24 protein-coding genes are annotated in these 22,823 nt (G+C 46.1%); all 24 read right to left on the bottom strand.

Annotated elements, in window-relative coordinates; all coding sequences use genetic code 11:
* Positions 1-81: 81 nt before the first annotated feature.
* The 24 genes from proS to fliZ all read right to left on the bottom strand — a co-directional run bounded on the left by proS (position 82) and on the right by fliZ (position 22,818).
* Positions 82-1,776, bottom strand: a complete 1,695-nt coding sequence (proS, locus tag ACWJJS_RS09395) for a proline--tRNA ligase (protein WP_003154202.1) — start codon at positions 1,774-1,776, stop codon at positions 82-84.
* Between the two features lie 31 nt (positions 1,777-1,807).
* Positions 1,808-3,076 (bottom strand): RIP metalloprotease RseP, encoded by a 1,269-nt coding sequence (rseP, locus tag ACWJJS_RS09390; RefSeq protein WP_088005384.1) that lies wholly within the window; start codon positions 3,074-3,076, stop codon positions 1,808-1,810.
* A gap of 6 nt (positions 3,077-3,082) precedes the next feature.
* Positions 3,083-4,234 (bottom strand): 1-deoxy-D-xylulose-5-phosphate reductoisomerase, encoded by a 1,152-nt coding sequence (gene dxr / locus ACWJJS_RS09385; protein WP_070081828.1) that lies wholly within the window; start codon positions 4,232-4,234, stop codon positions 3,083-3,085.
* A gap of 55 nt (positions 4,235-4,289) precedes the next feature.
* Positions 4,290-5,087: a phosphatidate cytidylyltransferase gene (locus tag ACWJJS_RS09380; protein ID WP_148661861.1), complete on the bottom strand. Its 798-nt coding sequence runs from the start codon at positions 5,085-5,087 to the stop codon at positions 4,290-4,292.
* A 3-nt stretch (positions 5,088-5,090) separates the two neighbouring features.
* Positions 5,091-5,873, bottom strand: coding sequence for an isoprenyl transferase (locus ACWJJS_RS09375; RefSeq protein ID WP_003154211.1), 783 nt, complete (start codon positions 5,871-5,873; stop codon positions 5,091-5,093).
* Positions 5,874-5,998: 125 nt separating this feature from the next.
* Positions 5,999-6,556, bottom strand: a complete 558-nt coding sequence (gene frr / locus ACWJJS_RS09370) for a ribosome recycling factor (protein ID WP_454023504.1) — start codon at positions 6,554-6,556, stop codon at positions 5,999-6,001.
* Positions 6,557-6,558: 2 nt separating this feature from the next.
* Complete coding sequence (gene pyrH, locus ACWJJS_RS09365) at positions 6,559-7,281, bottom strand: UMP kinase (protein WP_003154213.1); 723 nt, start codon at positions 7,279-7,281, stop codon at positions 6,559-6,561.
* 145 nt (positions 7,282-7,426) lie between these two features.
* On the bottom strand, positions 7,427-8,308 hold the full coding sequence (gene tsf / locus ACWJJS_RS09360) for a translation elongation factor Ts (protein ID WP_003154214.1): 882 nt from the start codon (positions 8,306-8,308) through the stop codon (positions 7,427-7,429).
* Between the two features lie 99 nt (positions 8,309-8,407).
* Positions 8,408-9,148 (bottom strand): 30S ribosomal protein S2, encoded by a 741-nt coding sequence (gene rpsB, locus ACWJJS_RS09355; RefSeq protein ID WP_003154215.1) that lies wholly within the window; start codon positions 9,146-9,148, stop codon positions 8,408-8,410.
* Positions 9,149-9,291: 143 nt separating this feature from the next.
* Positions 9,292-9,765: a DUF6115 domain-containing protein gene (locus tag ACWJJS_RS09350; RefSeq protein WP_077722202.1), complete on the bottom strand. Its 474-nt coding sequence runs from the start codon at positions 9,763-9,765 to the stop codon at positions 9,292-9,294.
* 27 nt (positions 9,766-9,792) lie between these two features.
* A complete protein-coding gene (gene sigD / locus ACWJJS_RS09345) occupies positions 9,793-10,557 on the bottom strand; it encodes an RNA polymerase sigma-28 factor SigD (protein WP_003154217.1) in 765 nt (254 codons plus the stop codon).
* A gap of 26 nt (positions 10,558-10,583) precedes the next feature.
* A complete protein-coding gene (gene cheD / locus ACWJJS_RS09340; RefSeq protein WP_003154219.1) occupies positions 10,584-11,084 on the bottom strand; it encodes a chemoreceptor glutamine deamidase CheD in 501 nt (166 codons plus the stop codon).
* Positions 11,081-11,710 (bottom strand): CheY-P phosphatase CheC, encoded by a 630-nt coding sequence (cheC, locus tag ACWJJS_RS09335; RefSeq protein WP_014417781.1) that lies wholly within the window; start codon positions 11,708-11,710, stop codon positions 11,081-11,083. Before cheC ends, cheD begins: the two co-directional genes overlap by 4 nt.
* Positions 11,711-11,725: 15 nt before the next feature.
* The gene (gene cheW / locus ACWJJS_RS09330; protein WP_003154225.1) at positions 11,726-12,199 is read right to left on the bottom strand and encodes a chemotaxis protein CheW; all 474 of its coding nucleotides are present in this window, start codon (positions 12,197-12,199) and stop codon (positions 11,726-11,728) included.
* A 22-nt stretch (positions 12,200-12,221) separates the two neighbouring features.
* Complete coding sequence (gene cheA / locus ACWJJS_RS09325; protein ID WP_017417784.1) at positions 12,222-14,240, bottom strand: chemotaxis protein CheA; 2,019 nt, start codon at positions 14,238-14,240, stop codon at positions 12,222-12,224.
* Positions 14,241-14,245: 5 nt separating this feature from the next.
* On the bottom strand, positions 14,246-15,313 hold the full coding sequence (locus ACWJJS_RS09320; RefSeq protein ID WP_017417783.1) for a protein-glutamate methylesterase/protein-glutamine glutaminase: 1,068 nt from the start codon (positions 15,311-15,313) through the stop codon (positions 14,246-14,248).
* Positions 15,310-16,203 (bottom strand): MinD/ParA family protein, encoded by an 894-nt coding sequence (locus tag ACWJJS_RS09315; RefSeq protein ID WP_020955825.1) that lies wholly within the window; start codon positions 16,201-16,203, stop codon positions 15,310-15,312. The genes ACWJJS_RS09320 and ACWJJS_RS09315 overlap by 4 nt, the downstream gene beginning before the upstream one ends.
* Positions 16,200-17,291: a flagellar biosynthesis protein FlhF gene (flhF, locus tag ACWJJS_RS09310; RefSeq protein WP_102422473.1), complete on the bottom strand. Its 1,092-nt coding sequence runs from the start codon at positions 17,289-17,291 to the stop codon at positions 16,200-16,202. The genes ACWJJS_RS09315 and flhF overlap by 4 nt, the downstream gene beginning before the upstream one ends.
* Positions 17,291-19,324: a flagellar biosynthesis protein FlhA gene (gene flhA / locus ACWJJS_RS09305; RefSeq protein WP_003154231.1), complete on the bottom strand. Its 2,034-nt coding sequence runs from the start codon at positions 19,322-19,324 to the stop codon at positions 17,291-17,293. The genes flhF and flhA overlap by 1 nt, the downstream gene beginning before the upstream one ends.
* Positions 19,325-19,357: 33 nt before the next feature.
* Complete coding sequence (gene flhB, locus ACWJJS_RS09300) at positions 19,358-20,437, bottom strand: flagellar biosynthesis protein FlhB (protein ID WP_003154232.1); 1,080 nt, start codon at positions 20,435-20,437, stop codon at positions 19,358-19,360.
* Positions 20,437-21,216, bottom strand: a complete 780-nt coding sequence (gene fliR / locus ACWJJS_RS09295; protein WP_003154233.1) for a flagellar biosynthetic protein FliR — start codon at positions 21,214-21,216, stop codon at positions 20,437-20,439. Before fliR ends, flhB begins: the two co-directional genes overlap by 1 nt.
* 6 nt (positions 21,217-21,222) lie before the next feature.
* A complete protein-coding gene (gene fliQ, locus ACWJJS_RS09290) occupies positions 21,223-21,492 on the bottom strand; it encodes a flagellar biosynthesis protein FliQ (protein ID WP_003154234.1) in 270 nt (89 codons plus the stop codon).
* Positions 21,493-21,506: 14 nt separating this feature from the next.
* Positions 21,507-22,172 (bottom strand): flagellar type III secretion system pore protein FliP, encoded by a 666-nt coding sequence (gene fliP / locus ACWJJS_RS09285; protein WP_003154235.1) that lies wholly within the window; start codon positions 22,170-22,172, stop codon positions 21,507-21,509.
* The gene (gene fliZ / locus ACWJJS_RS09280; RefSeq protein ID WP_003154237.1) at positions 22,165-22,818 is read right to left on the bottom strand and encodes a flagella biosynthesis regulatory protein FliZ; all 654 of its coding nucleotides are present in this window, start codon (positions 22,816-22,818) and stop codon (positions 22,165-22,167) included. The genes fliP and fliZ overlap by 8 nt, the downstream gene beginning before the upstream one ends.
* Positions 22,819-22,823 lie beyond the last annotated feature (5 nt).

The raw sequence follows: 22,823 nt of genomic DNA, 5'->3' as shown, positions 1-22,823 counted from the left end.
AAGTGAAGGTACCTCCGCAGGTGATGAGGTACCTTCTTTTTTCTCTATTTTAACATGATTTTGTACGATTCGTTATGGTGATTACTTCGTCTTAATAAATTCAGAAAGCTCATCCACTGAAACTTCGGCAGATTCACCGGTTTTGCGGATTTTCACTTCTACGATGCCTTCGTCGGCACGTTTTCCGACAGTGATGCGGATCGGAAGGCCGATCAGATCAGAATCAGCAAACTTCACGCCTGCGCGTTCAGCGCGGTCATCGTATAATACCTCATAACCTTCCGCCTGGAATTTGCCGTAAAGCTGTTCAGCAAGCTCTTTTTGCGCTTCGTTTTTCATATTCAGCGCCAAAATATGAAGATCATACGGAGCAACGCTCTTCGGCCAGATCAAGCCTTTTTCGTCGTGATGCTGTTCAGCGATGGCTGAAAGCGTTCTGGACACGCCGATTCCGTAACATCCCATCAGCATCGGCTGCGCACGCCCGTTTTCATCAAGGTATGTCGCATTCATCGCTTCAGAGTAACGCGTGCCGAGTTTAAAGACTTGTCCGACCTCAATCCCTTCAGCGAAACGGATCGTGCCTTTTCCGTCAGGTGACGGATCGCCTTCCTGAATGATTCGAAGATCGGCATACGCTTTTACAGACGCGTCACGTTCGATGTTTACGTTTCGGTAATGACGGTCTTTTTCATTCGCGCCGCAAACGGCGTTTACCATTACTTTCACGGCTTGGTCGGCATAAATCTCAATGTCGCCGGCAGCGCCGATCGGCCCCGCAAATCCCGGCTCCGTGCCAAGTTTCTCCGCTACTTCTTCATGAGACGCAAGCTCAACCACTTCCGCGTTCAGAAGATTTTTCACTTTCACGTCATTGACCTCATGATCGCCTCTTACTAACACGAGAACAAATCGGTCATCCGCTTTAAACAGCATTGATTTGATGCAGGCGCTCGGCTCAATCTGCAAGAACGAAGCGAGCTCTTCAATGCTTTTGACATTCGGCGTATCAATTTTCTCCAATGCCTCGGGTGTTTCATCTGACGGCTCGCTGTTCATGACAACTTCCGCCATTTCCGTATTGGCTGCGTAAGAGGATCCATCGGAATAAGCGATGGTATCTTCCCCTATTTCAGAAAGAGCCATAAATTCATGCGTGTCTTTTCCGCCCATCGCGCCCGAGTCGGCAATAACGGGACGGACGTTTAATTCACAGCGTGCGAAAATGCTGCTGTATGCGCCGTACATGTTTTGGTATGTTTCCTCCAGACTTTCTTCAGAAGCATGGAAAGAATACGCATCTTTCATGATGAATTCGCGTCCGCGCAATAACCCGAAACGCGGGCGTTTTTCATCTCTGAATTTAGACTGGATCTGGTAAAGAGTGAGCGGCAGACGCTTATAAGATTTCACCTCATCGCGCACGAGAGAAGTAATGACTTCTTCATGTGTCGCGCCTAAAGCAAATTCACGGCCGTGGCGGTCTTTCAGACGCATTAATTCAGGTCCGTACGTATACCATCTGCCTGATTCCTGCCATGTTTCAGCCTGCTGAAGGGCCGGCATCAGCATTTCCACCGCGTTGATTTTTTCCATTTCTTCACGCACGATCTTCTGAATGTTTTGAATGACCCTGTAAGCCAGGGGCATGTAGCTGTAAACCCCGCTCGTATTTTGTCTGATAAATCCCGCTCTCAGCAGAAGCTTATGGCTTTTTGCTTCAGCATCAGCCGGCACTTCTCTCAGGGTCGGAATAAGCGTCAAACTTTGTCTCATGTCTTCGCACCTCTGATTTTTTACTAGTCAATTATAAGAATAAACGCTGGATATCGTTCCATGTGACAACCAGCATAAGAAGCATTAAGAAAGCTACGCCGATAAATACGACAAATGCTTCCTTGTCACGGTTTATCGGCTTGCCGCGGATTGCTTCAATGAATAAAAACAGCAGCCGTCCGCCGTCAAGCGCCGGTATCGGCAGCAGGTTGACGATTCCCAGGTTGATGCTTAAAAACGCCGCAAACTGGAATAGGTTGATAATACCGGTTTTTGCAACTTGATCCGTCATATCATAAATGCCGACAGGGCCCGAAAGCATATCAAGCTTAAACTGGCCTGTCACAAGTTTGCTCAGATTGGTCAGGATCGCTTTTGTAACATCAACGGTAGATGTCGCGCCGTAAGCAATCGCTGCAAGCGCGCCTTTTTCAGTCGGCGCATAAGAGCCGAAGCGGCCGATTGTTTTTTTATTTTCATCTTTTACAGCTTCAGGTGTAACCGAGATATGAAACGATTTGCCGTCCCGTTTGACGGCGACATCGATTTTTTTCCCGGGATTTTCTTTTACTGCTGTCACGATGTCGGTCCATGACCTCATTTTTTCACCGTTAATGCTCTGGATATAGTCGCCTTCTTTTAAACCGGCAGCAGCTGCGCGTCCATTGTCTGTCAGCTTCCCGAGCTCAGGCTGATTCGAAGGCACGCCTTGAATGAATCCGAGCATGACGAGAATGACATACGCTAAGATGAAGTTCATTATCGGACCGGCAGCAATCGCCTTAATCCGCTTCCATACGGGTTTAGACCCGAATTGTCGATTGTAAGGCGCAATCTGCACTTCTTCTCCGTCTACGATAAAAAAAGAGGTCTGACTGACAGTAAAGCCCGCCAGTTCATCTTCTTTCCCCTGCTCGTACCCGGTAATCTTCATTTCGTGCTCAAGATCAGCCGTCTCCACCTCGATAATTAAAGCGTCGGGATATTTTTCCTTTTGATTAATGATGACTTTTTCCACTTCGTCCTCTTTATTAAAAAGAAGCCCGACGGTATAACCGGGTTTGACTTCAATCATCTCCGGGTCTTCACCGGCCATGCGGACGAACCCTCCGACCGGAAGGAGCCTGATCGTATACACGGTTTCATTCTTTTTAAATGAAAAGATTTTAGGGCCGAAGCCGATCGCAAATTCACGGCAAAGGATTCCCGCTCTTTGGGCGAGCAATAAATGCCCGAGCTCATGGAAAAAAACGAGCGTTCCGAAAATAATAATAAACGCGATAACTGTATTCACGAACATACCACCTTATGTGAGTATTGAATTAACGTATCCCCGGGTGTCTTTGTCCACTTCTTGGATATCCGCAAGACTCGGATCCTGAATTACGCTGTGGCGGTCCAATGCTTTTTCAATCAGGTCTTCAATCGATAAGAATGAAATCCGTCCGGCAAGAAAAGCGGCAACGGCTTCTTCGTTGGCCGCATTTAAAACCGTCGGCATCGTTCCCCCTATTTTACCTGATTCAAAGGCAAATTGTAAGCAGCGGAACCTTTCAAAGTCAGCTTTCGCAAAATGAAGGCTTCCGATCTCCCATAATTCAAGCCTTTTTGCTTCAGGCAGAGGCAGCCGGTCCGGATATGTCAGCGCGTATTGAATCGGCACCCTCATGTCCGGATTTCCGAGCTGGGCGATGACGCTTCTGTCGTGAAATTCAACCATCGAATGAATGATGCTCTCTTTATGTAATACAACGTCAATCTGTTCATACGGAATGTCAAACAGCCAATGCGCTTCAATGACTTCAAGCCCTTTATTCATCATTGTAGCCGAGTCAATCGTAATCTTTGCACCCATCGACCAGTTCGGATGATTAAGGGCGTCGGCAATCGTTACAGACTCAAGCTCCTGCCGCGTTTTATCTCTGAAACTGCCGCCGGATGCCGTAATGATCAGGCGCTCGATATTTTTGCTCTGTTCGCCTTGCAGTGCCTGAAAAATAGCGGAATGTTCGCTGTCGACCGGAAGAAGAGGAACACCGTATCGTTTTGCGTGTCCTTTCACTATATGCCCGGCAGTGACGAGAGTTTCCTTATTTGCAAGCGCAATTGTTTTTTTCTGTTCAATCGCTTTCAAAGTCGGGATTAAACCGACGCTTCCAAGCAGCGCATTGACCACGATATCCACTTCGTCCATGACTGCCGCTTCAATCAGGCCTTCTTCTCCGATGCCGATTTGACATTCATGAGAAAAAGACGCTTCTTTCACTTTTTGATATGTATCCATGTCGCCGACTGCTACATATTTCGGCTGAAACGTTCTGATCAACGGGATCGCTTTCTCGGCGTTTTTACCGAAAGTCATCGAGACGAGACGGAACTGATCTTGATGCATGCGCAATACGTCTAACGTCTGCTCCCCGATTGATCCTGTTGCTCCTAAAAGACAAATATTCTTCAAAATGCCACTCCCATTCTATGCGTCCAGATCGGTCTTATTTTCATATTAGCCTTTCTCATGAAAAAAGCGCAAGCAGAAAGTATAAGAACGGCATGACAAACAAAAAGCTGTCAAATCGGTCTAAAATGCCGCCGTGCCCGGGAAGGATTTTCCCCGAATCTTTCACATCATAGTGCCGCTTAAGCGCTGATTCAACCAAATCCCCGATCTGTCCGAACACAGACAGAACAAGCGTGATGACCAAAAGAACCGGGTATGAAATCGGAAGGTGCGCAAACAGCTGAAAAACAGCCGTAAAAATAAGGGCGATGACAATACCGCCGAGAAACCCTTCCACCGTTTTGTTGGGACTGATTTCGGGCCACAGCTTCCGCTTCCCGAGCGACTTTCCGACGAAATATGCGCCTGAGTCCGTTGACCATATGACAACGCAGGCATAAAAGATATACAAAAGCCCGTTTGTTTCAATGTTTCTGATTTCAATAAAATAATGAAAACACAGTCCGATATATACCGTCGCGAGAACGATAAACCCGACTTCGTCAAACGTAAAGGTGTTTTTCACGAGCACCGTATAGCTGAGCAGAATCAATACGGCGAAAATCGTTACTTCCATTTTCGCATCGAAAAAATGATATTTGTCCGGCATCATATACACCCATAACAATAAGAGGCTGATCAGACCCGGAAAAGAAAAAAATCTGAGCTTTTTCATCCGCAAAAGCTCAAAAAGCGCTATACTTCCCATCACGTAAACAAATACGGTGAACGGCAATCCTCCGAAAATAACCAAAAATAAAAATAGTGCCGCTGCCAGAACACCTGTTAACAATCTTTGTTTCATTTCCACCATCCTCTAAATTCCGCCAAACCTCCGGCCCCGCTGCTGAAATTCTCCCACTGCCTGCAGAAAGTGATCTTCTTTAAAATCGGGCCACAGGACATCTGTAAAAACAAATTCACTGTAAGCCACCTGCCAAAGCATAAAGTTGCTCAGTCTGATTTCTCCGCTCGTTCTGATGAGCAGCTCCGGGTCCTGGATTGATTCTGTCATTAAATGCCCGGAAAAGAGCGCTTCATCAATGTCTTCGATATTCAGCGTGCCGCTTTTCACCTGTTCGGCCAGTGCTTTTGCCGCATTGACGATTTCCGTGCGTCCGCCGTAGTTCAAAGCGAAATTGAGAATCAGCCCGTCATTTTGTTCTGTATCTTTTACGGCCTTCTCAATCGCCCTGTACGTATGAGAAGGGAGCGCGGATTCATCTCCGATAATTTTCACCTGTACATTTTCCTCTATCAATTCAGGAAGATACGTATTCAGGAACTCTTCCGGAAGCTTCATCAAAAAGTCGACTTCCATCTTCGGGCGCTTCCAATTCTCAGTTGAAAACGCATAAAGAGTCAGAACTTTAACGCCGAGCTGATTTGCGAGCTTTGTCACCCTTTTTACCACTTTCATTCCTTCATGATGTCCGGCAATCCGCGGGAGTGAGCGCTTCTTCGCCCAGCGTCCGTTTCCGTCCATAATAATGGCAATGTGTGCGGGAATTTCACCCTTCAGTATGTCTTCTTTTGTATACCGTTCTAAGTTGGAAGCCGCATTCTGCTGATTCTTCCAATTTTTGAGTATGTTGAGCATGAGATTCCTCCGTCACCCAAAAAGGTTGCGTTGCTGATGATCAATGTAATCAACAGTATTAACAAAAAAACCCCCTGTAAACATGAGAGGGTCTTTTCACATTATCTATTGTACATAGTTTTTCATTAAACTTCCATGATTTCTTTTTCTTTGTCCTTCGTGACACTGTCAATTTTTGACACATATTCATCTGTCAACTTTTGAACCTCTTCACTGGAAGCACGAAGCTCGTCTTCTGTAATGTCCCCGTTTTTCTCAAGTTTTTTGAGGTCATCGTTGCTGTCACGGCGGACATTACGGACTGCTACTTTCGCTTCTTCCGCGTATTTTTTCACGACTTTGACAAGTTCTTTACGTCTTTCTTCCGTCAGAGCCGGGATCGCGATGCGGATAATTGTTCCGTCACTTGTCGGAGTTACGCCAAGATCAGCTTTCAGGATCGCTTTTTCAATATCGCCGATTGCCGTTTTGTCATACGGTGTGACAACAAGCATACGCGCTTCAGGCACATTGATGGAAGACAGCTGGTTTAAAGGTGTTTGGGCACCGTAGTATTCTACTGTCACTTTATCCAATAGAGATGGGTTGGCACGTCCCGCGCGGACTGACGCCAATTCACGTGAATAAGCAGCAACCGCTTTTTCCATGCGTTCTTTTGTTTGTGTTAATACTTCGTTTGACAACGTTATTTCCCCCTTACGATCGTTCCGATTGATTCGCCGATTACGGCACGCTTAATATTTCCTTCTTCCATAATAGAAAAGACGATCAGCGGAATATCATTATCCATACATAGTGAAGAAGCCGTAGAATCCATGACTTCCAGCCCGTCTTTTAACACATCGAGATAAGATAATTTTTCGTATTTAACAGCTGACTCATCTTTTCTCGGATCGGCATTATACACACCGTCGACATTATTTTTCGCCATTAAAATCACATCCGCTTCGATTTCAGCGGCACGCAGCGCTGCGGTTGTGTCCGTAGAGAAATAAGGGTTTCCTGTTCCCGCGGCAAAAATCACAACGCGTTTTTTCTCCAGGTGGCGGATGGCTTTTCTTCTGATGTAAGGCTCAGCGACCTGACGCATTTCAATTGATGTCTGCACTCTGGACTGAATTCCGAGCGTTTCCAGGCTGTCCTGCAGGGCAAGTGAGTTCATGACAGTAGCAAGCATGCCCATATAATCGGCCGTCGCACGGTCCATTCCTAAGTCACTGCCTGTTTTTCCGCGCCATAAGTTGCCGCCGCCTACAACTACGGCCACTTCGACGTCAAGCTCAGCGATTTCTTTTACCTGTTTAGCGATGGATTGGATAACGGTCGGATTAATGCCGTTTCCCTGCTCTCCTGCCAATGCTTCTCCGCTAAGCTTTAAAACGATACGATTGTATTTTGGTTTTTCCATAATAACCTCCAAGTGTAAACATTGCCGTTTCCTATTATGCAAGAGAAAAAAAGGTTTGTAAATATAGTTTTAAAAATAGGGAACACAAGTAGTGTCCCCTATACTGCCTGAAAAGCCGCGAAAGATTCGCCAAGGCTTTCCGCCATTATTTTTTCACTTGGTTCATAACTTCTTCAGCAAAGTTTTCTTGGCGTTTTTCAATACCTTCTCCAACTTCGTAGCGGACGTAAGTTTTAACAGATGCGTTTTTCGCAGCCACAACTTGTTTCACTTTTTCGTCTGGGTTTTTAACGAAAGCTTGGTCTAATAAGCAAATTTCTTCGAAGAATTTGTTCAGACGGCCTTCAACCATTTTAGCTACGATGTTTTCCGGTTTGCCTTCTTGAAGAGCTTGCTGAGTCAGGATCTGACGCTCATGGTTTGCTTCTTCTTCAGACACTTGGTCGCGGGAAATATAACGAGGATTTACCGCTGCAACATGCATCGCGATGTCTTTTGCAAGATCTTCGTCAGTTGTTCCGCTAAGAACGGATAATACGCCGATGCGGCCTCCCATGTGAAGGTAAGCACCGAACGCTTCGCTGTCTTCTTTTGTAAGAACAGCAAAACGGCGAAGAGTGATTTTCTCTCCGATTTTAGCAACGTTGCTTGTGATGTATTCTTCAACAGTAGAACCGTTTTCCATCTTTTGACCCATCGCTTCTTCAAGATCAGCAGGAGCGTTTGCAAGAAGGTGATCAGCAAGCGTGTTCAGAAGCTCTTTGAAGCCTTCGTTTTTCGCAACGAAATCAGTTTCAGAGTTTACTTCTAAGATAACGCCTTTGTTGCCGTCAGTTTTAATAAGAGTAGAACCTTCAGCAGCGATACGGTCAGCTTTTTTAGCCGCTTTCGCAATTCCTTTTTCTCTCAGAAGGTCGATTGCTTTGTCCATATCTCCGTCAGTTTCAGTCAATGCTTTTTTACAGTCCATCATACCAGCGCCTGTTTTTTGACGCAGTTCTTTTACCTGCTGTGCAGTAATAGCCATTTGAATTCCTCCTTATATGTGTAAACAAGATATGTATAGATACATTTTTCTTGAAAAAAGGTGATAAAAGGCAGTCCCTCTTATCACCTTTTGATTAGGTTACGCAGTTGTCGTTTCTGTTTCAGGTGCAGTCTCTTCAGCAGCTTCCGCTTCTTCTTCGCCTTGCTTCGCTTCAAGAATAGCATCTGCCATTTTAGAAGTAAGAAGTTTGACAGCGCGGATTGCGTCATCGTTTGCAGGGATTACGACATCAATTTCATCAGGATCACAGTTTGTATCTACGATTCCGATGATAGGAATGTTCAATTTGCGAGCTTCCGCAACAGCGATGCGCTCTTTGCGAGGATCGATGATGAATAATGCATCAGGAAGATCCTTCATGTCTTTAATTCCGCCGAGGAATTTTTCAAGACGCTCTAATTCTTTTTTCAATTGAACAACTTCTTTTTTCGGAAGTACTTCAAATGTACCGTTTTCTTGCATTTTCTCGATGTCTTTCAGACGCTTAATGCGTTTTTGGATTGTTTCGAAGTTTGTCAGTGTACCGCCCAACCAGCGTTGGTTGACATAGTACATGCCAGAGCGTACAGCTTCTTCTTTAACAGAATCCTGAGCTTGTTTTTTTGTGCCGACGAAAAGGATTTTTCCGCCTTCAGCAGCAAGGTTTTTCGTGAAGTTGTAAGCTTCCTCTACTTTTTTCACTGTTTTTTGAAGGTCAATGATGTAGATTCCGTTACGCTCCGTGAAAATGTAACGCTTCATTTTTGGGTTCCAGCGGCGTGTTTGGTGGCCGAAGTGAACACCAGCTTCAAGCAATTGTTTCATAGAAATAACTGACATGTGATTTCCTCCTAATAAAATGGTTTTTTTCCTCCGCTTAGGTCATTTTTGTGCAGAACTGCCGTTTGCAGCACCCTCTGCATAAATCGTTAAGCGTGTGTATTTAACACCAAGACATAATATAACACAGCTTTATGCGACAATCAAGAATCCTTTACAGCTTTGCCGCGAAATTTTAAAAACAGCTCGATTTCTGTCTTTCCGCTCTGCACCCGTTTGGCGATTTCCGCGGGGGTGAGCCCTTGTTCATATAATTCTGAAACACGTTCTTCAAACGAATGCGCGCCGCTGTTTTCATCACTTTCAGCCCGTTCCGTTGCACTGATGAGCTTTTCCATGTGGTCCGGAATATCAGGCTCTTTTTTCGGTTCCGGCCGGGGTTCGGCGTCTTCTGCGTCAGGTGCTTGATCATTCCGGTTTTTTGCGTCTTCGAGTCTTTCATTTTCTTCTTTCAGCTCAAGCAGAAACGCTGCAAGAGTGTTTTCCGTCTCTTCAAGAATCTTCTTCTGCTGGCGCTCCGTCTCCTTGAGGGCTGAAAACCTCGTGTACAGAATAATGACGGCATAAAGCAGTACGCCGTGAAGCACAAAGCTTAAAAGCCATAATAGTGTTGACATGTTTTTCACTCGCTAACCATGAGTTCATTATTGAATTACTTTTTCAAGCAGGTGCTTTAATTTAAACAGCGCTTTTGAATGAATCTGTGAAATCCGCGACGTCGAAAGGTTCAGGACTTGTCCGATTTCGGTCAAAGTCAGTTCTTCTTTATAGAATAAACTGACGACAAGCTGCTCTTTTTCAGAGAGCTCGTGAATTTTGCCCGCCAGCTGAGCGATCAGCTCGTCTTTCATGATTTTTTCTTCCGGCGGCACATTTTTGTCATCTCTGATCATCACTTGAATATTCTCACCGTCATCCTGGTCGTGAAGCTTTTCATCAATTGATAAGAGATTGGCAAAAAATCCTTCATTCATCGTTGATACTACGTCCTGCTCCGTCATCCCCAGCTCTTCTGCGATCTCTGAAGGCGTCACATTCCGAAGGTAGCGCTGTTCAAGTTTTTCGATCGCCGCTTCGACTTTTTTTGTCTTCTCCCGTGAAGTTCTGGGCAGCCAATCTTCTTTACGCAGCCCGTCGATGATTGCACCGCGAATTCTAAACGAGGCATAGGTATCAAATTTTAAATCCCGGCCGGGGTCAAATTTTTCCAGGGCATCATATAAACCAAGCATACCAAGGCTCATTAGATCGTCTTTATGCACCGATTTCGGCAGTCCGACGGAAATTCTGCCGACATGATATGTGACCAGCGGCATGTAACGGCGCATTAAATCATCACCGGCTTTAGGATCTTTCCACTCTTTCCAGCGCGACCAAAGCACCTGATCTTCATAATTCAAGGATTGCATTGTTATCCCCCTACCTCATACCTTTATTAAATCGTTGTTTCACCTTGTTTAACAGTTCGAATGTGCAGCATGCAGGACTTTGGCTCAAATTCAATCGTCCGGCCGCTTGAGCCGCCCGTATCTTCACTGATGACCGGAATGTTATACAATGAAAGCTGCTCTTTGATAGCCGCTACATTCCTCGGACCGATTTTCATCAGGTCGTTTGTCATTTTAAACTTAAACATCTCCGCTCCCCCGGCGAGTTTTGCCTTCAGGGCAAACTTGCGGCAGCCGGCTTTCAAAAGCATATCAATTGTCATCTTAACGGCGGTGTCCGCGTATTTTGCACGGTTGAGCTCCGCCGTTTTTGATAAACCGGAGTCCGGCAGCATGACGTGAACGAGTCCTGCCGTTTGTTTGTCTTTATCGTATAAAACCAGCCCCACGCATGAACCGAGTCCCGAGGTTCGGATTTTATCCGGGTAACGCGCGACTTGAACATCCGCAATCCCCACTTTAACGACTGCGGCTTCCGCACGGCTCATAAAGCCGCACCCAATGAGACGAAGAGCTTTTCAAAAGAATCGTAGTCCGGGAGCATAAACATGTGGGCTTTGAGCTCCTGCCGGCTGCCCTGGTCAAAAATAGAAGTATCCACGACAATGGCATGCTCTCCGACTTGGCTGAGCTCCATCAGTCCTTCACTGATAACTGCCCCGAACATATCAAGTGAGATTTCCGGCACGCTCGGGTAAATCTCAAGCTTTGTCAAATCAGCCAATGCCGTTAAATAGGAGCCTGCTAAAATATTGCCGAACTCATGTAAAGCAGAAGAACTCAAATGATCTTCACCCAACTGGTCAATATCAAAATCCGGATTTCCGATCAGCTCTCTGATAAACTGTTCCGCTTGATCAAAAGGCATGATGAGAAAGATAGAACCGGTCATGTCGCCTTCCATTCTTAAAAAGATACTGGCGACCGGCGTTTCAGCCCCGCCGAAAAAATCAGCGAGCTCATCAAATGTCAATAAAGTCGCAAACGGCACTTCCATGTCTATCTTTCTGTTCAGCAGCTGAGCCATGGCAGAAGCCGAGTGACCCGCCCCGATATTTCCGACTTCCCGCAAAATATCCATCTGCTCTTCTTTGATCGCTTCAAACTTACTCATGTTGTCTTTTCCCCTTTAAGCATTCGGCTCTCCGGACGCAGATGCCGAAGCACCTTTATCCAGCACCGCATGCGCATCGATAATATTGAGGAGCCTGTTATCTTGCTTGACGATCTGTTTAATCCACACATCCGTTTCCTTTGTCTGGCTTTCAGGCGCGGATTCAATTTCATTTTCATGCACGGTGATGACGTCATTGGCCTCATCCACGACCCATCCGACATCGGCGTCACGGTAAGAAATGATGATAATCCGTGTCTCTTCTGTGATGTCCTGTTCAGGCTGGTTCAGACGTTTTCTTAAATCAAGAACCGGGGTAATCACTCCGCGCAGATTGATAACGCCGCGGATATAAGATTCCACCCCCGGGACCCTCGTCGGTTTTTGCCACTTTTCAATTGATTTCACCTGGGAAACTGAGATAGCGTATTCTTTCCCGTTTATCATAAACACAATCATTTTTTCACCTGTTTTGATTTCAGCAGTCATGCGGGCACCTCCTCGTGTCGTTTTAGTAGATCAGCGCATTGCAATCAATAATCAGCGCCACTTCTCCGTTTCCGAGAATCGTAGCGCCGGAAATCGCAAAGACGTTCGTCAAATAGTCGCCGAGTGATTTCAGTACGACTTCCTGCTGTCCGATAAAAGAGTCCACGACAAAAGCAGTGGATTTATCGCCCTTTTTCACGACGATTACATGGAACTGATCGGCATCCTGTTTTGAATCCGTAATGCCGAATTCTTTTTTCAGATAGACGATCGGAACGATTTGGCCTCTGAAATCAATCACTTCTCTGTCATGCGTCTGCAGGATATCTTTCTTATCAATAACAGCCGTCTCTATAATAGAAGAAATCGGTATCGCAAACGTCTCTTCTTCCAGTTTAATGAGAAGAACGGATATAATTGAAAGTGTCAGCGGAAGCTGGATACTGAAAAGAGAACCTTGACCTTCCGCGGATTTGACACTGACAGAGCCGCCGAGTGATTCGAGTTTATTTTTTACGACATCCAGGCCGACGCCCCGCCCTGAAATGTCAGAAATTTGATCGGCAGTCGAGAAGCCAGGAGCAAAAATAAGCTCGTAAATCTCATTATCTTCAAGCGTTTCAGCATCACGTTCGGTGATTACACTCCGCTCGAGCGCTTTTTCAAGAATTTTCTTTCTGTTCAGGCCGGCCCCGTCATCTTCAACCTCAATAAAGACATGATTGCCGCTGTGATATGCCTTAAGCACGACATGACCCGATTCCGGTTTTCCTTTATTCACCCGCACTTCAGGCGATTCAATGCCGTGATCGATGCTGTTTCTGATTAAATGCACAAGCGGATCGCCGATTTCATCAATCACCGTGCGGTCCAGCTCCGTTTCAGCTCCGATGATGGACAATTCGATTTTCTTGTTTAATTCCTTTTGAAGCTGGCGGATCATTCTCGGGAAACGGTTAAAGACGGTTTCTACCGGCACCATCCGCATATTAAGAATAATAGACTGAAGGTCGCCCGAAATTCTGGTCAGGCGTTCAACGGTTTCAGTCAGCTCATTGTGGTCAAGCTCTTTGGCGATCTGCTCAAGACGTCCGCGGTCAATGACAAGTTCTTCAAAAAGATTCATTGAAGAATCCAGCCTTTCAATGTTGACACGAATCGTTTTCGAGCCGCTGTGATGCTTCGGCTGTTCTTCCGTTTTCGCTTGCGGCTTCGGCGTTTTTTCAGCCTTTTTAACCGGAGTTTCCTTCACCGGTTCAGCCGCTTGCGGTTTTTCGGCCGTTTTTAACGGCGCACCGGCAGAAATTTCGACTTTCTCCACTTCTGAAATGCCGCTGATGAGTTCTTTAATTTCTTCAGCAGGCTGCTTTGTCAAGAAACACACCTGAAAATCCGTTCCGAAATCTTCCGTCTCAAGTACTTCCGCGGCGGGTATCGTTTTTGCGACTTCCCCGGCTTCATTCAGCTTTTCAAATATCATGTACACGCGCACGGCTTTGAGCATGCAGCTTTCATTCAGGGAAACCGTTATTTCATAGCGGCTGAATCCTTGTTCTTCCGCCTCTTCAATAACAGTCCGTTCGAACTCATCATAATTCCATTCAGTTGAAGTCTGTTGTTTTGAAGCCGGCGGTTCTGCTGTTTCGGCTGAAGCCGCAGTCTCATGCACCGCATTTACGTCGAGCTTCGCACTTACTTCAGAAATATCACGTTTGCCGTCTCCTCCGTCAATAATGGACTGCACCATCTCTTCAAGATGATCAAGCGCTTCAAACAGCACGTCCAGCCAATCCGATGTAACGGGCATTTCTCCGTTGCGGATGGCGTCCAGCACATTTTCCATCAGGTGGGTTAAATGCGCCAGATCTGTATATCCCATCGTTGCGCTCATGCCTTTCAGCGTATGGGCAGCTCTGAAGATGTCATGCACAAGCTGAAGGTCTGCCGGATCTTTTTCCAACAGCAGCAGCTTTTCGTTACATGTCTGTAAGTGCTCTTTACTTTCATCAATAAAGACATCTAAATATTGATTCATATCCAATTGATTCACACCCTCTCTTTTTTCACACATCCGGTGATGGATGCCGCGATATCTTCCACATGTTTAATCTCATGAATGAGGCCCGCCTTTATCGCTGACTTCGGCATTCCGAACACAACACAGGATTCGTCCGATTCCGCAATCGTTTTAACGCCGCCTGTTCTGAGCATTTCTTTTACGCCTTCGGTTCCGTCGCTGCCCATGCCTGTCATAATGACGGCTACCTTTTCGTAATCGGATAAGCGGCTTGCCGACCGAAACAAATAATCGGCTGACGGTTTATGCCGGCTTTCCGTATCATGAACGTCAAGAATGATGCGGAGCCTTCCGCCTTCCTCTGCAACCGTCATATTTTTTCCGCCGGGCGCGATGTACACCCATCCGTCTTTCGCTTCTTCACCGTTTTCCGCTTCTTTGACCTGAATATCTGACAAATGGTTGAGTCTGTCTGCAAGTGAAGCGGTGAAGCCTTCAGGCATGTGCTGAACGACAAATACAGGCGCCTTTAAATCCTTCGGCAGTTTCGGAATCACCTTTTGCAGGGCACGCGGTCCGCCTGTAGAGGTCGCGATGAAGACGGCCTGCTTGGCGGATTTTGCTTTCGGTCTTTCAAATCCCGCCAAAGCCGGACGTTCCGGGATAGAAGGCTCTTTCACTGCCGCCTCAGGTTTTTGTGCGCGGGACAGCCCGGCTGCAATCACTCTCTCAATCAGCTGCTCTTTAATTTTATAAAGATCAAGTGAAATCGATCCGGAAGGCTTAGTGATAAAATCAAAAGCGCCCATTTCCAGGCAGTTGATCGTTCGGTCCTTCCCTTGCTGTGTCTGGCTCGATACCATGATGACGGGAAGTTTATATATGCTGATGATCTTCCGCAATGTATCCGTTCCGTTCATGACCGGCATTTCAATATCAAGCGTGACAACATCCGGTTTGAGAAGCTCTATTTTCTTCAGCGCCTCTTCCCCGTTTCTGGCTGTCCCGATGACTTCTATCTGCACTTCCGCAGCCAGAAAATCGGTAATCATCTTTCTCATAAAAGCTGAGTCATCAACGACAAGCACACGAATCACTGTAAAGTCCTCCTCAATAAAAAAGAAGATAATCTCTCAATAAATGCCGGTTTCTCTTCTCTTGGTTTGTTTTCTTCCGTTTGAAACAAGACATCCGTCAGAAGACGGACGGACCTGCTGGCTTTTGCTTGAGGACTTTTTATTAAAAAAGGCACCTGGTCAATGACGGCTTGACTTACTAGCGGATCATCGGGTATGGAGCCGGCGAAACGCACCTCCGCGCCTAAAAACGTGTGAATCGCATGAGAAAGGCGGTTGTACGTGTCCAGCGCCTGTTTTTGGGCGCGGGCGCGATTGACGGCAATGTTTACGGTCAGCCGTTCATCCGCGAGCAAAAGATGTTTGATCGCGCTGTAGGCATCCATAATGGCCGTCGGCTCAGGCGTTGTCACGGCGAGAATGTCTTCCGCCGATAAAATAAACGGCAGCTGTTCTTTTGAAAGTCCCGCTCCCATATCAAACAGAACGTAATCAAAATCGCTTAATACAGCGGAAAGACCATTCATAAAAGCCGACCACTTCTCTCTGTCTGCTTGATAGATCGCCTCAAGCCCCGTTCCTCCGGATATGTAGCGAAGGCCTTTCGGACCGGAGGAAAGTGATTGAGCCAATGCATGCCGATTCTCCATCACATCAATAATGGTGCGGGAAGAAGCAGCGCCGATCAGCACATCAATGTTGCCCATTCCGATGTCAAGATCAATGATGAGTGCTTTTTTTCCTTTTTCCTGCAGGGCAACTGCCATGTTTAATGTTAAATTAGATTTTCCGACGCCGCCTTTACCGCTGATGACGGCTAATGTCTTCGCTTTTTTCTCATAAAGCTCCGGCTTGATCATTTGCCGCTCTCTCATTTTCCTTCTTAATGACTCTGCCTGATCGGGTTTCATGCCAAAAGCATCCTTACAAACTCTTTTGGTGAAGCCGATAGGATGTCTTCAGGCACATCCTGTCCATTTGTCAAATAGGCGGCGCCGATTCTTGATTCCGACAGCACTTGAAACACGGAGCCGAGTGAGGCGGTTTCATCCGTTTTCGTGAAAATGAATTGATTGACCGGCACACCGGAAAACTGTTTCAGCACCTGTTTCATATCTTCATATTTTGCAGATGCCGATAATACGAGAAAGGATTGTAATCCTGATTCAAACGGAATCATCTCTTGTAATTCCGTAATATACTGCTCTTCTTTAAAGTTTCTGCCGGCTGTATCAATGAAAACATGGTCGTATTCAGCGAATTTTTCCAGTGCCTTCAGACATTCTTCCTTTGAATAGCATACTTCAAGAGGAGCCTGAAGCAGCTCCGCATATGTCTTCAGCTGCTCGACCGCGGCAATCCGGTAAGTATCCGTCGTCATAAAGGCAATTTTTTTATGCTCTGTCAGCATTGATGAGGCCGCAAGTTTCGCAAGTGTAGTCGTTTTGCCGGCCCCGGTTGAACCGAAAAGCACGACGTATTTTGATTGAATCCCTTCCTGCCACCTGTCTGCCGAAGGGAGTTTTTTCACTAACAAATCCTGCAGTTTTGATCTGACATTATCTTCAGTTAAATCTCCGGAAACAATTGAAGAACTGAGCAATTCACTGAGTACGGCGTTTTGCGTATGATCAGGAAGCCCGGCTTGCTTCAATAGTCTCTCGGCTTTTTTTAATGGTTCAGGGAGCACTTCTTTAAAATGCGCCAGTTCGCCGGAAATACTTTGATCCGGAAGAAGCGGCGGCTGAACAGGCTCAGCTTTCTCCGCCGTTTCCGTCTTTTTCATTTCTCCAGCGGCAGCCGGCGGCGTTTTTCTCGCTTCCCTGACGTCACGATCTAAAACCGCTATCACTTCGACGGCCTGCTGCGACCGCAGCCCCAGCCATTTTCGTTTCTTTACTTGTTTGGAATGTAAAATAACGGCATCATTGCCGAGTTCCTTTTTGATTTGCTTCGCGGCATCCTGCATTGAAGCGGCTGTAAATTTTTTTATTTTCATTAAATATCCACCACTCCAATGCTCTGTACTTCAACATTTGCTTCCAGCTCATTATAAGAAAGAACCGGAAGATCAGGGAAATACCGTTCTAACAGCTGTTTTACATACATTCTGACAGCAGGCGAGCAAAGAAGAATCGCTGACTCCTGACGGATGGAAAGCTGCTCGGCCTCTTTAGCGACAGAACGGATGATGCTGTCGGAAACCTCAGGATCGAGTGACAGGTAATTGCCCTGTTCAGTCTGCTGAACCCCGTCTGCAATCGCTTTTTCCACCCGTCCTGAGCATGTGATGACCTTCAGCGTTTCATGCTCTCTCGCATATTGTGCCGTGATTTGTTTGGCAAGCGACTGTCTCGCGTATTCTGTCAAAAGGTCTGAATCTGTCGTTAATCTTCCGTAATCGGCAAGAGTTTCAAAAATGGTCACCAAGTTTCTGATTGAAACTTTTTCTCTCAGCAATTTGGCAAGCACCTTTTGAATATCGCCGACAGAAAGAGGGTTTGGCGTGACTTCCTCAACAAGCACAGGATAATTTTCCTTCAGATGATCGATCAGCTGCTTTGTTTCCTGTCTGCCGACCAGTTCATGAGCATGCTGCTTAATTTTTTCTGTAATATGCGTAGATACGACTGACGCCGGATCAACAACTGTATACCCCAGCATGTCCGCTTCATCTTTTGCAGCTTCGCTGATCCATTTTGCGGGAAGTCCGAACGACGGTTCAATCGTTTCAATGCCTTCAATGACGTCATCTTCAGGCGTCGGTGACATCGCTAAGTAATGATCTAGCAGGAGCTCTCCTTTAGCGACTTCATTGCCTTTAATTTTCAATCTGTATTCATTCGGCTGGAGCGCGATATTATCCCTGATGCGCACAACCGGAATGACAAGTCCCAATTCAAGCGCAAGCTGACGTCTGATCATGACGATGCGGTCAAGAAGATCACCGCCCTGCCCCGCGTCTGCAAGCGGCACGAGTCCGTATCCGAACTCAAATTCAATCGGATCAATATGTAAAAGCTGCACAACGCTTTCCGGGCTTTTCAGTTCATCCGCCTGAGCCTCTTCTTCAAGAATTTCTTCCTCTTCTTCGCTCGGCTTATCCGCTTTGGACAGCATATAAGCGCCGAATGCAAGCAGACCAGCGATCGGCCCCGTCAGCAGAATGCCGATCGGTGTAAGCAGACCGAGCAAAAGTACAGTTCCCGCGGCTACATACAAGAGCTTCGGATAAGCAAACAGCTGGCCTGTAATATCGTGACCGAGGTTTCCTTCAGAGGCCGCTCTCGTCACGACAATCCCCGTAGCCGTTGAAATGAGCAAGGCCGGCATTTGAGAAACGATACCGTCACCGACCGTCAGCATTGTAAAGTGAGACGCAGCTTCTTGTATGCTCATCCCCTGCTGCAGCATGCCGATTACGATTCCGAAAATAATATTGATCATCACGATGATGATCCCCGCGATGGCATCCCCTTTGACGAATTTGCTCGCACCGTCCATGGCGCCGTAAAAATCCGCTTCCCGGGCGACTTTTTCACGTCTGTGCTTTGCATCCTGCTCCGTAATCATGCCGGCATTTAAATCCGCGTCAATACTCATTTGCTTTCCGGGCATCGCATCGAGCGTAAATCTCGCCGCCACTTCCGATACCCGCTCGGCGCCTTTTGTAATGACGATAAACTGAATAATAATCAAGATAATGAAAACAACAAGCCCTACCAGCACATTTCCGCCGACAACGAAATTCCCGAATGTCTCAACTACCTTTCCCCCTTCTCCGTGAGAAAGAATCGAACGTGTCGTCGACACATTGAGCGCAAGCCGAAACAGCGTCAATAACAGCAGCAATGACGGGAATATCGAGAATTGCAGCGGTTCTTGCATATTCATTGTGGTGAGAAGCACGATCAACGCAAGAGAGATATTAATGATGATCAAAATACTTAACAACCATGGAGGGAATGGAATCACCAGCATTGCCACAATGAGGACAACACTTATTAAAACCGATAAATCTCTTGTTGACATGCTGTTTTTCTCTCCTTTTGAATCTGAAATTCACTATACTTTTTGTTTCGTTTTATATACATAAGCCAAAATTTCCGCAATGACTTTGAAAAACTCTTCCGGCACAGCCTGGTCAATGTCAACCTGATCATATAACGCACGCGCGAGCGGCCTGTTTTCAATCGTCATGACATCGTGTTCTTTGGCGATCTGCCTGATTTTTAATGCGAGATGGTCGACCCCTTTGGCAACAATGTAAGGGGCGTCCATTTTCTTTTCATCATATTTTAAAGCAATCGCATAATGGGTCGGGTTGGTAATGATGACATCCGCTTTCGGCACTTCCTGCATCATCCGCCTCATCGCCATTTCCCGCTGCTTCTGCTTAATTTTAGACTTGATAATCGGATCACCCTCCGATTTTTTGTATTCATCTTTTATATCCTGCTTTGACATTCTGATATTTTTCTCATAGTCAAAACGCTGATATAAGTAATCAAGCCCGGCCAGCAGCATTAGAGCCCCTGATCCCGCAAGCCCCATCCAAAGCGTGAGCTTAGAAACGAAAGTGAGCACTTCCGCAGGCGTTAAAAGCGGAAGGCGGAGAATATCGCCATAATGCAGCCAGAGCACCATAAAGGCGGCAAAACCGACCACAGTAATCTTCAAAATGGATTTGACCAGTTCAACAATCGCCCTCATGCTGTAAATCCGCTTAAATCCTTTCAGCGGGCTGAGCTTATTCAAGTCAGGCTTGAGGACTTCCGCAGAAAACAGAAAACCCACCTGCATATAATTGCTCACGACACCTGCCACAAGCGCGACCAGCATAATCGGCGCGAGGATGAGGCTGATATCTTTCACCGTATCGACGAACAGTTCATGCACGGAAGATGCTGACAGATGTAATGATATCGATTTCGTATAAAACGTTTTAATAAAGGACAGCAGCCTGTCCCGCATATAAGGACCGAGCGCGATCAGCGAAAGAAAGATAATCAGTAAAGAAACGGCTGTATTCACATCCGTACTTTTCGCGACCTGTCCTTTCTTTCTTGTATCCTTCCGTTTTTTCGGAGTGGCTTTCTCCGTTTTTTCACCGGCAAAGAATTGCAGATTCAGTCTGAGTCTCATCATGTCACACCGACCAATGCCAATAGATTCCGCATGGTTTCAACGGTAAGGCTGAAGATGTTGCGGACGACGACAAACATCACCGCCATACAAACGATCAGCATAATAAAGCTCACGGCTATTTTCAGAGGAAGCCCGACAACGAAAACATTCAGCTGCGGCACCGTTCTCGCCACAATACCGAGCGCCAAATCAACTAAAAACAGACTGGCCACAACCGGCGCAGACATTTGAAAAGCGATAATGAACATGGCATTGAAGCTTTTTGCGATAAAAAGCCCAAAGTGATCATTTCCAAACGACGGAAATGCCTGATCAAGCGGGATATACTGAAAGCTGTAATAAATCCCGTCCAATAAAAGATAATGGGCGTTTACGCTGAGCATAAATAACAGCGCAAGCGTATAAACGAATTGTCCGATCAGCGGGCTTTGCGTTCCTGATTGCGGATCAATGACATTGGCGATGGAAAAGCCCATCTGAAAATCAATAAAGGAACCCGCTATCTGAATGGCTGTCATCATCATGAAAGCAATCAGCCCGAGGCTCAAGCCCACAACGGCCTCTTTTATGACAAGCAGCATATACTGTTCCCCTATTTCTATTTCCGGCGCATGTTTCAGCGTGCTGAAGCAGATCACCGAAAGAAAAAAAGCAAAGCCGATCCGGTGAACCGCCGGCAGATTCCGATGTCCGAACACCGGCACCGTTACAAAAAAAGCAGAGATTCTGATAAAGACCAATAAAAAAGCGGGAAATAAATCAATGATGGAATTCATTTGATTCTACCCTGCAAATCGGTTCAGATGAGAGAACAGATCAGTTGTGAACGAAAGAATCGTCGACAGCATCCAAGGACCGAAAAAGATCAGTCCAAGCATCACCGCCACGATTTTCGGAATGAACGCTAGCGTCTGTTCCTGGATTTGAGTTGTCGCTTGAAAGATACTGACGAGCAAACCGACGATCAGCGCGATCGCAAGCAGCGGCCCGCTGATCATTAGTGTTACATATACGGCTTTTTCCGCCATGGAAATTACAAATTCTGAACTCACAATTAGCACCTACCCTAAAAGCTGTCAAGCAAAGATTTCACGATTAAATACCATCCATCGACCAAAACGAAAAGCAATATTTTAAAGGGCAGAGAGATCATAACCGGCGGAAGCATCATCATTCCCATTGACATTAAGACGCTCGCCACGACCATATCGATAATTAAAAACGGAATAAAAATCATAAAGCCCATTTGAAAAGCGGTTTTGAGTTCTGATATCGCATAAGCGGGGACCATCGTCGTCAAAGGAATATCCTGAATCGATTCAGGTTTTTTCATTTTGGCATAGTTCATAAACAGCGCCAGATCCTTCTGTCTTGTATGCTTGCTCATATACTCTTTAATCGGCTTCTCGGCTTTTGTATATGCTTCATCGAGACTGATTTTGTTGTCCATCAGCGGCGTTAAGGCTTCCTTATTAATCTCTGAAAAAGTCGGCGCCATAATAAAAAACGTCAAGAACAGCGCAAGGCCGATTAAAACCTGGTTCGGAGGCATGTTCTGCGTCGCCAGTGAGGTTCTCACAAAAGACAGAACGATGACGATTCTCGTAAAGCAGGTCATCAAAATCAGAATCCCCGGCGCTACTGAAAAGACAGTCAAAAGCAGCAGTAATTTAACAGTGGAGCTGACTTCGGTCGGACTGCTTGAATTAAAAAGATTAACGAATTCATTCATGATGATAAGGGCCTTTCTTCTTTCCTTCAGAACGGCTTTGTTTCAGCTCGTTCAGCTGTTCTTTCAGCGCTTTTGAAAACGACGGAAGCATCGTTTGCGGCTTTTTTTCTCCATCCTTACGCGGATTTACGAGCTTGGTCCATTCCACTTTTGAAGACATCGACTCTTCGTATTGGCTCAGAATCGCCTCGCGCTCTTTTTCATCTTCAATTTCTTTTAAAAGCTGTATCGTTTCGCCCACACCGACTACGAGAACGCTGTTTCCCACTTTAATCAGCTGCACGGAACGGTTTTGGCCGACTGACGTTCCGCCGATATTTTCTACATATTGAAACGGCTTCAGCAGACGGTTTCTTCTATTCATCAGTTTGACAAATCCATAGATCAGCAGAATGACAAATAATAACGCCCCGATCATCTTTACAAAATCAAAAGCGGAGACAGAAGATGCAGAAGCATCCCCTATCTCTTGATCAGCCGTTTGTTTCGATGTATCGCTTTTTTTCTCTGTTTTGTTTGTTGATTGTTTGTCAAACCATTCGTTGACGGTGGAATTGTCAGACTCCGCCGCAAAAGCAGGGAACGGATGTACATTGAGTAAAACGAAACAACAAATCAAAGCTAGTAAACCATGACTCTTTTTCAACAGTC

This window comes from Bacillus sp. JK106, assembly GCF_053663355.1.
The sequence above is the reverse complement of the archived record's forward strand: the minus strand, read 5'-3'. Positions and strand labels throughout refer to the sequence as shown.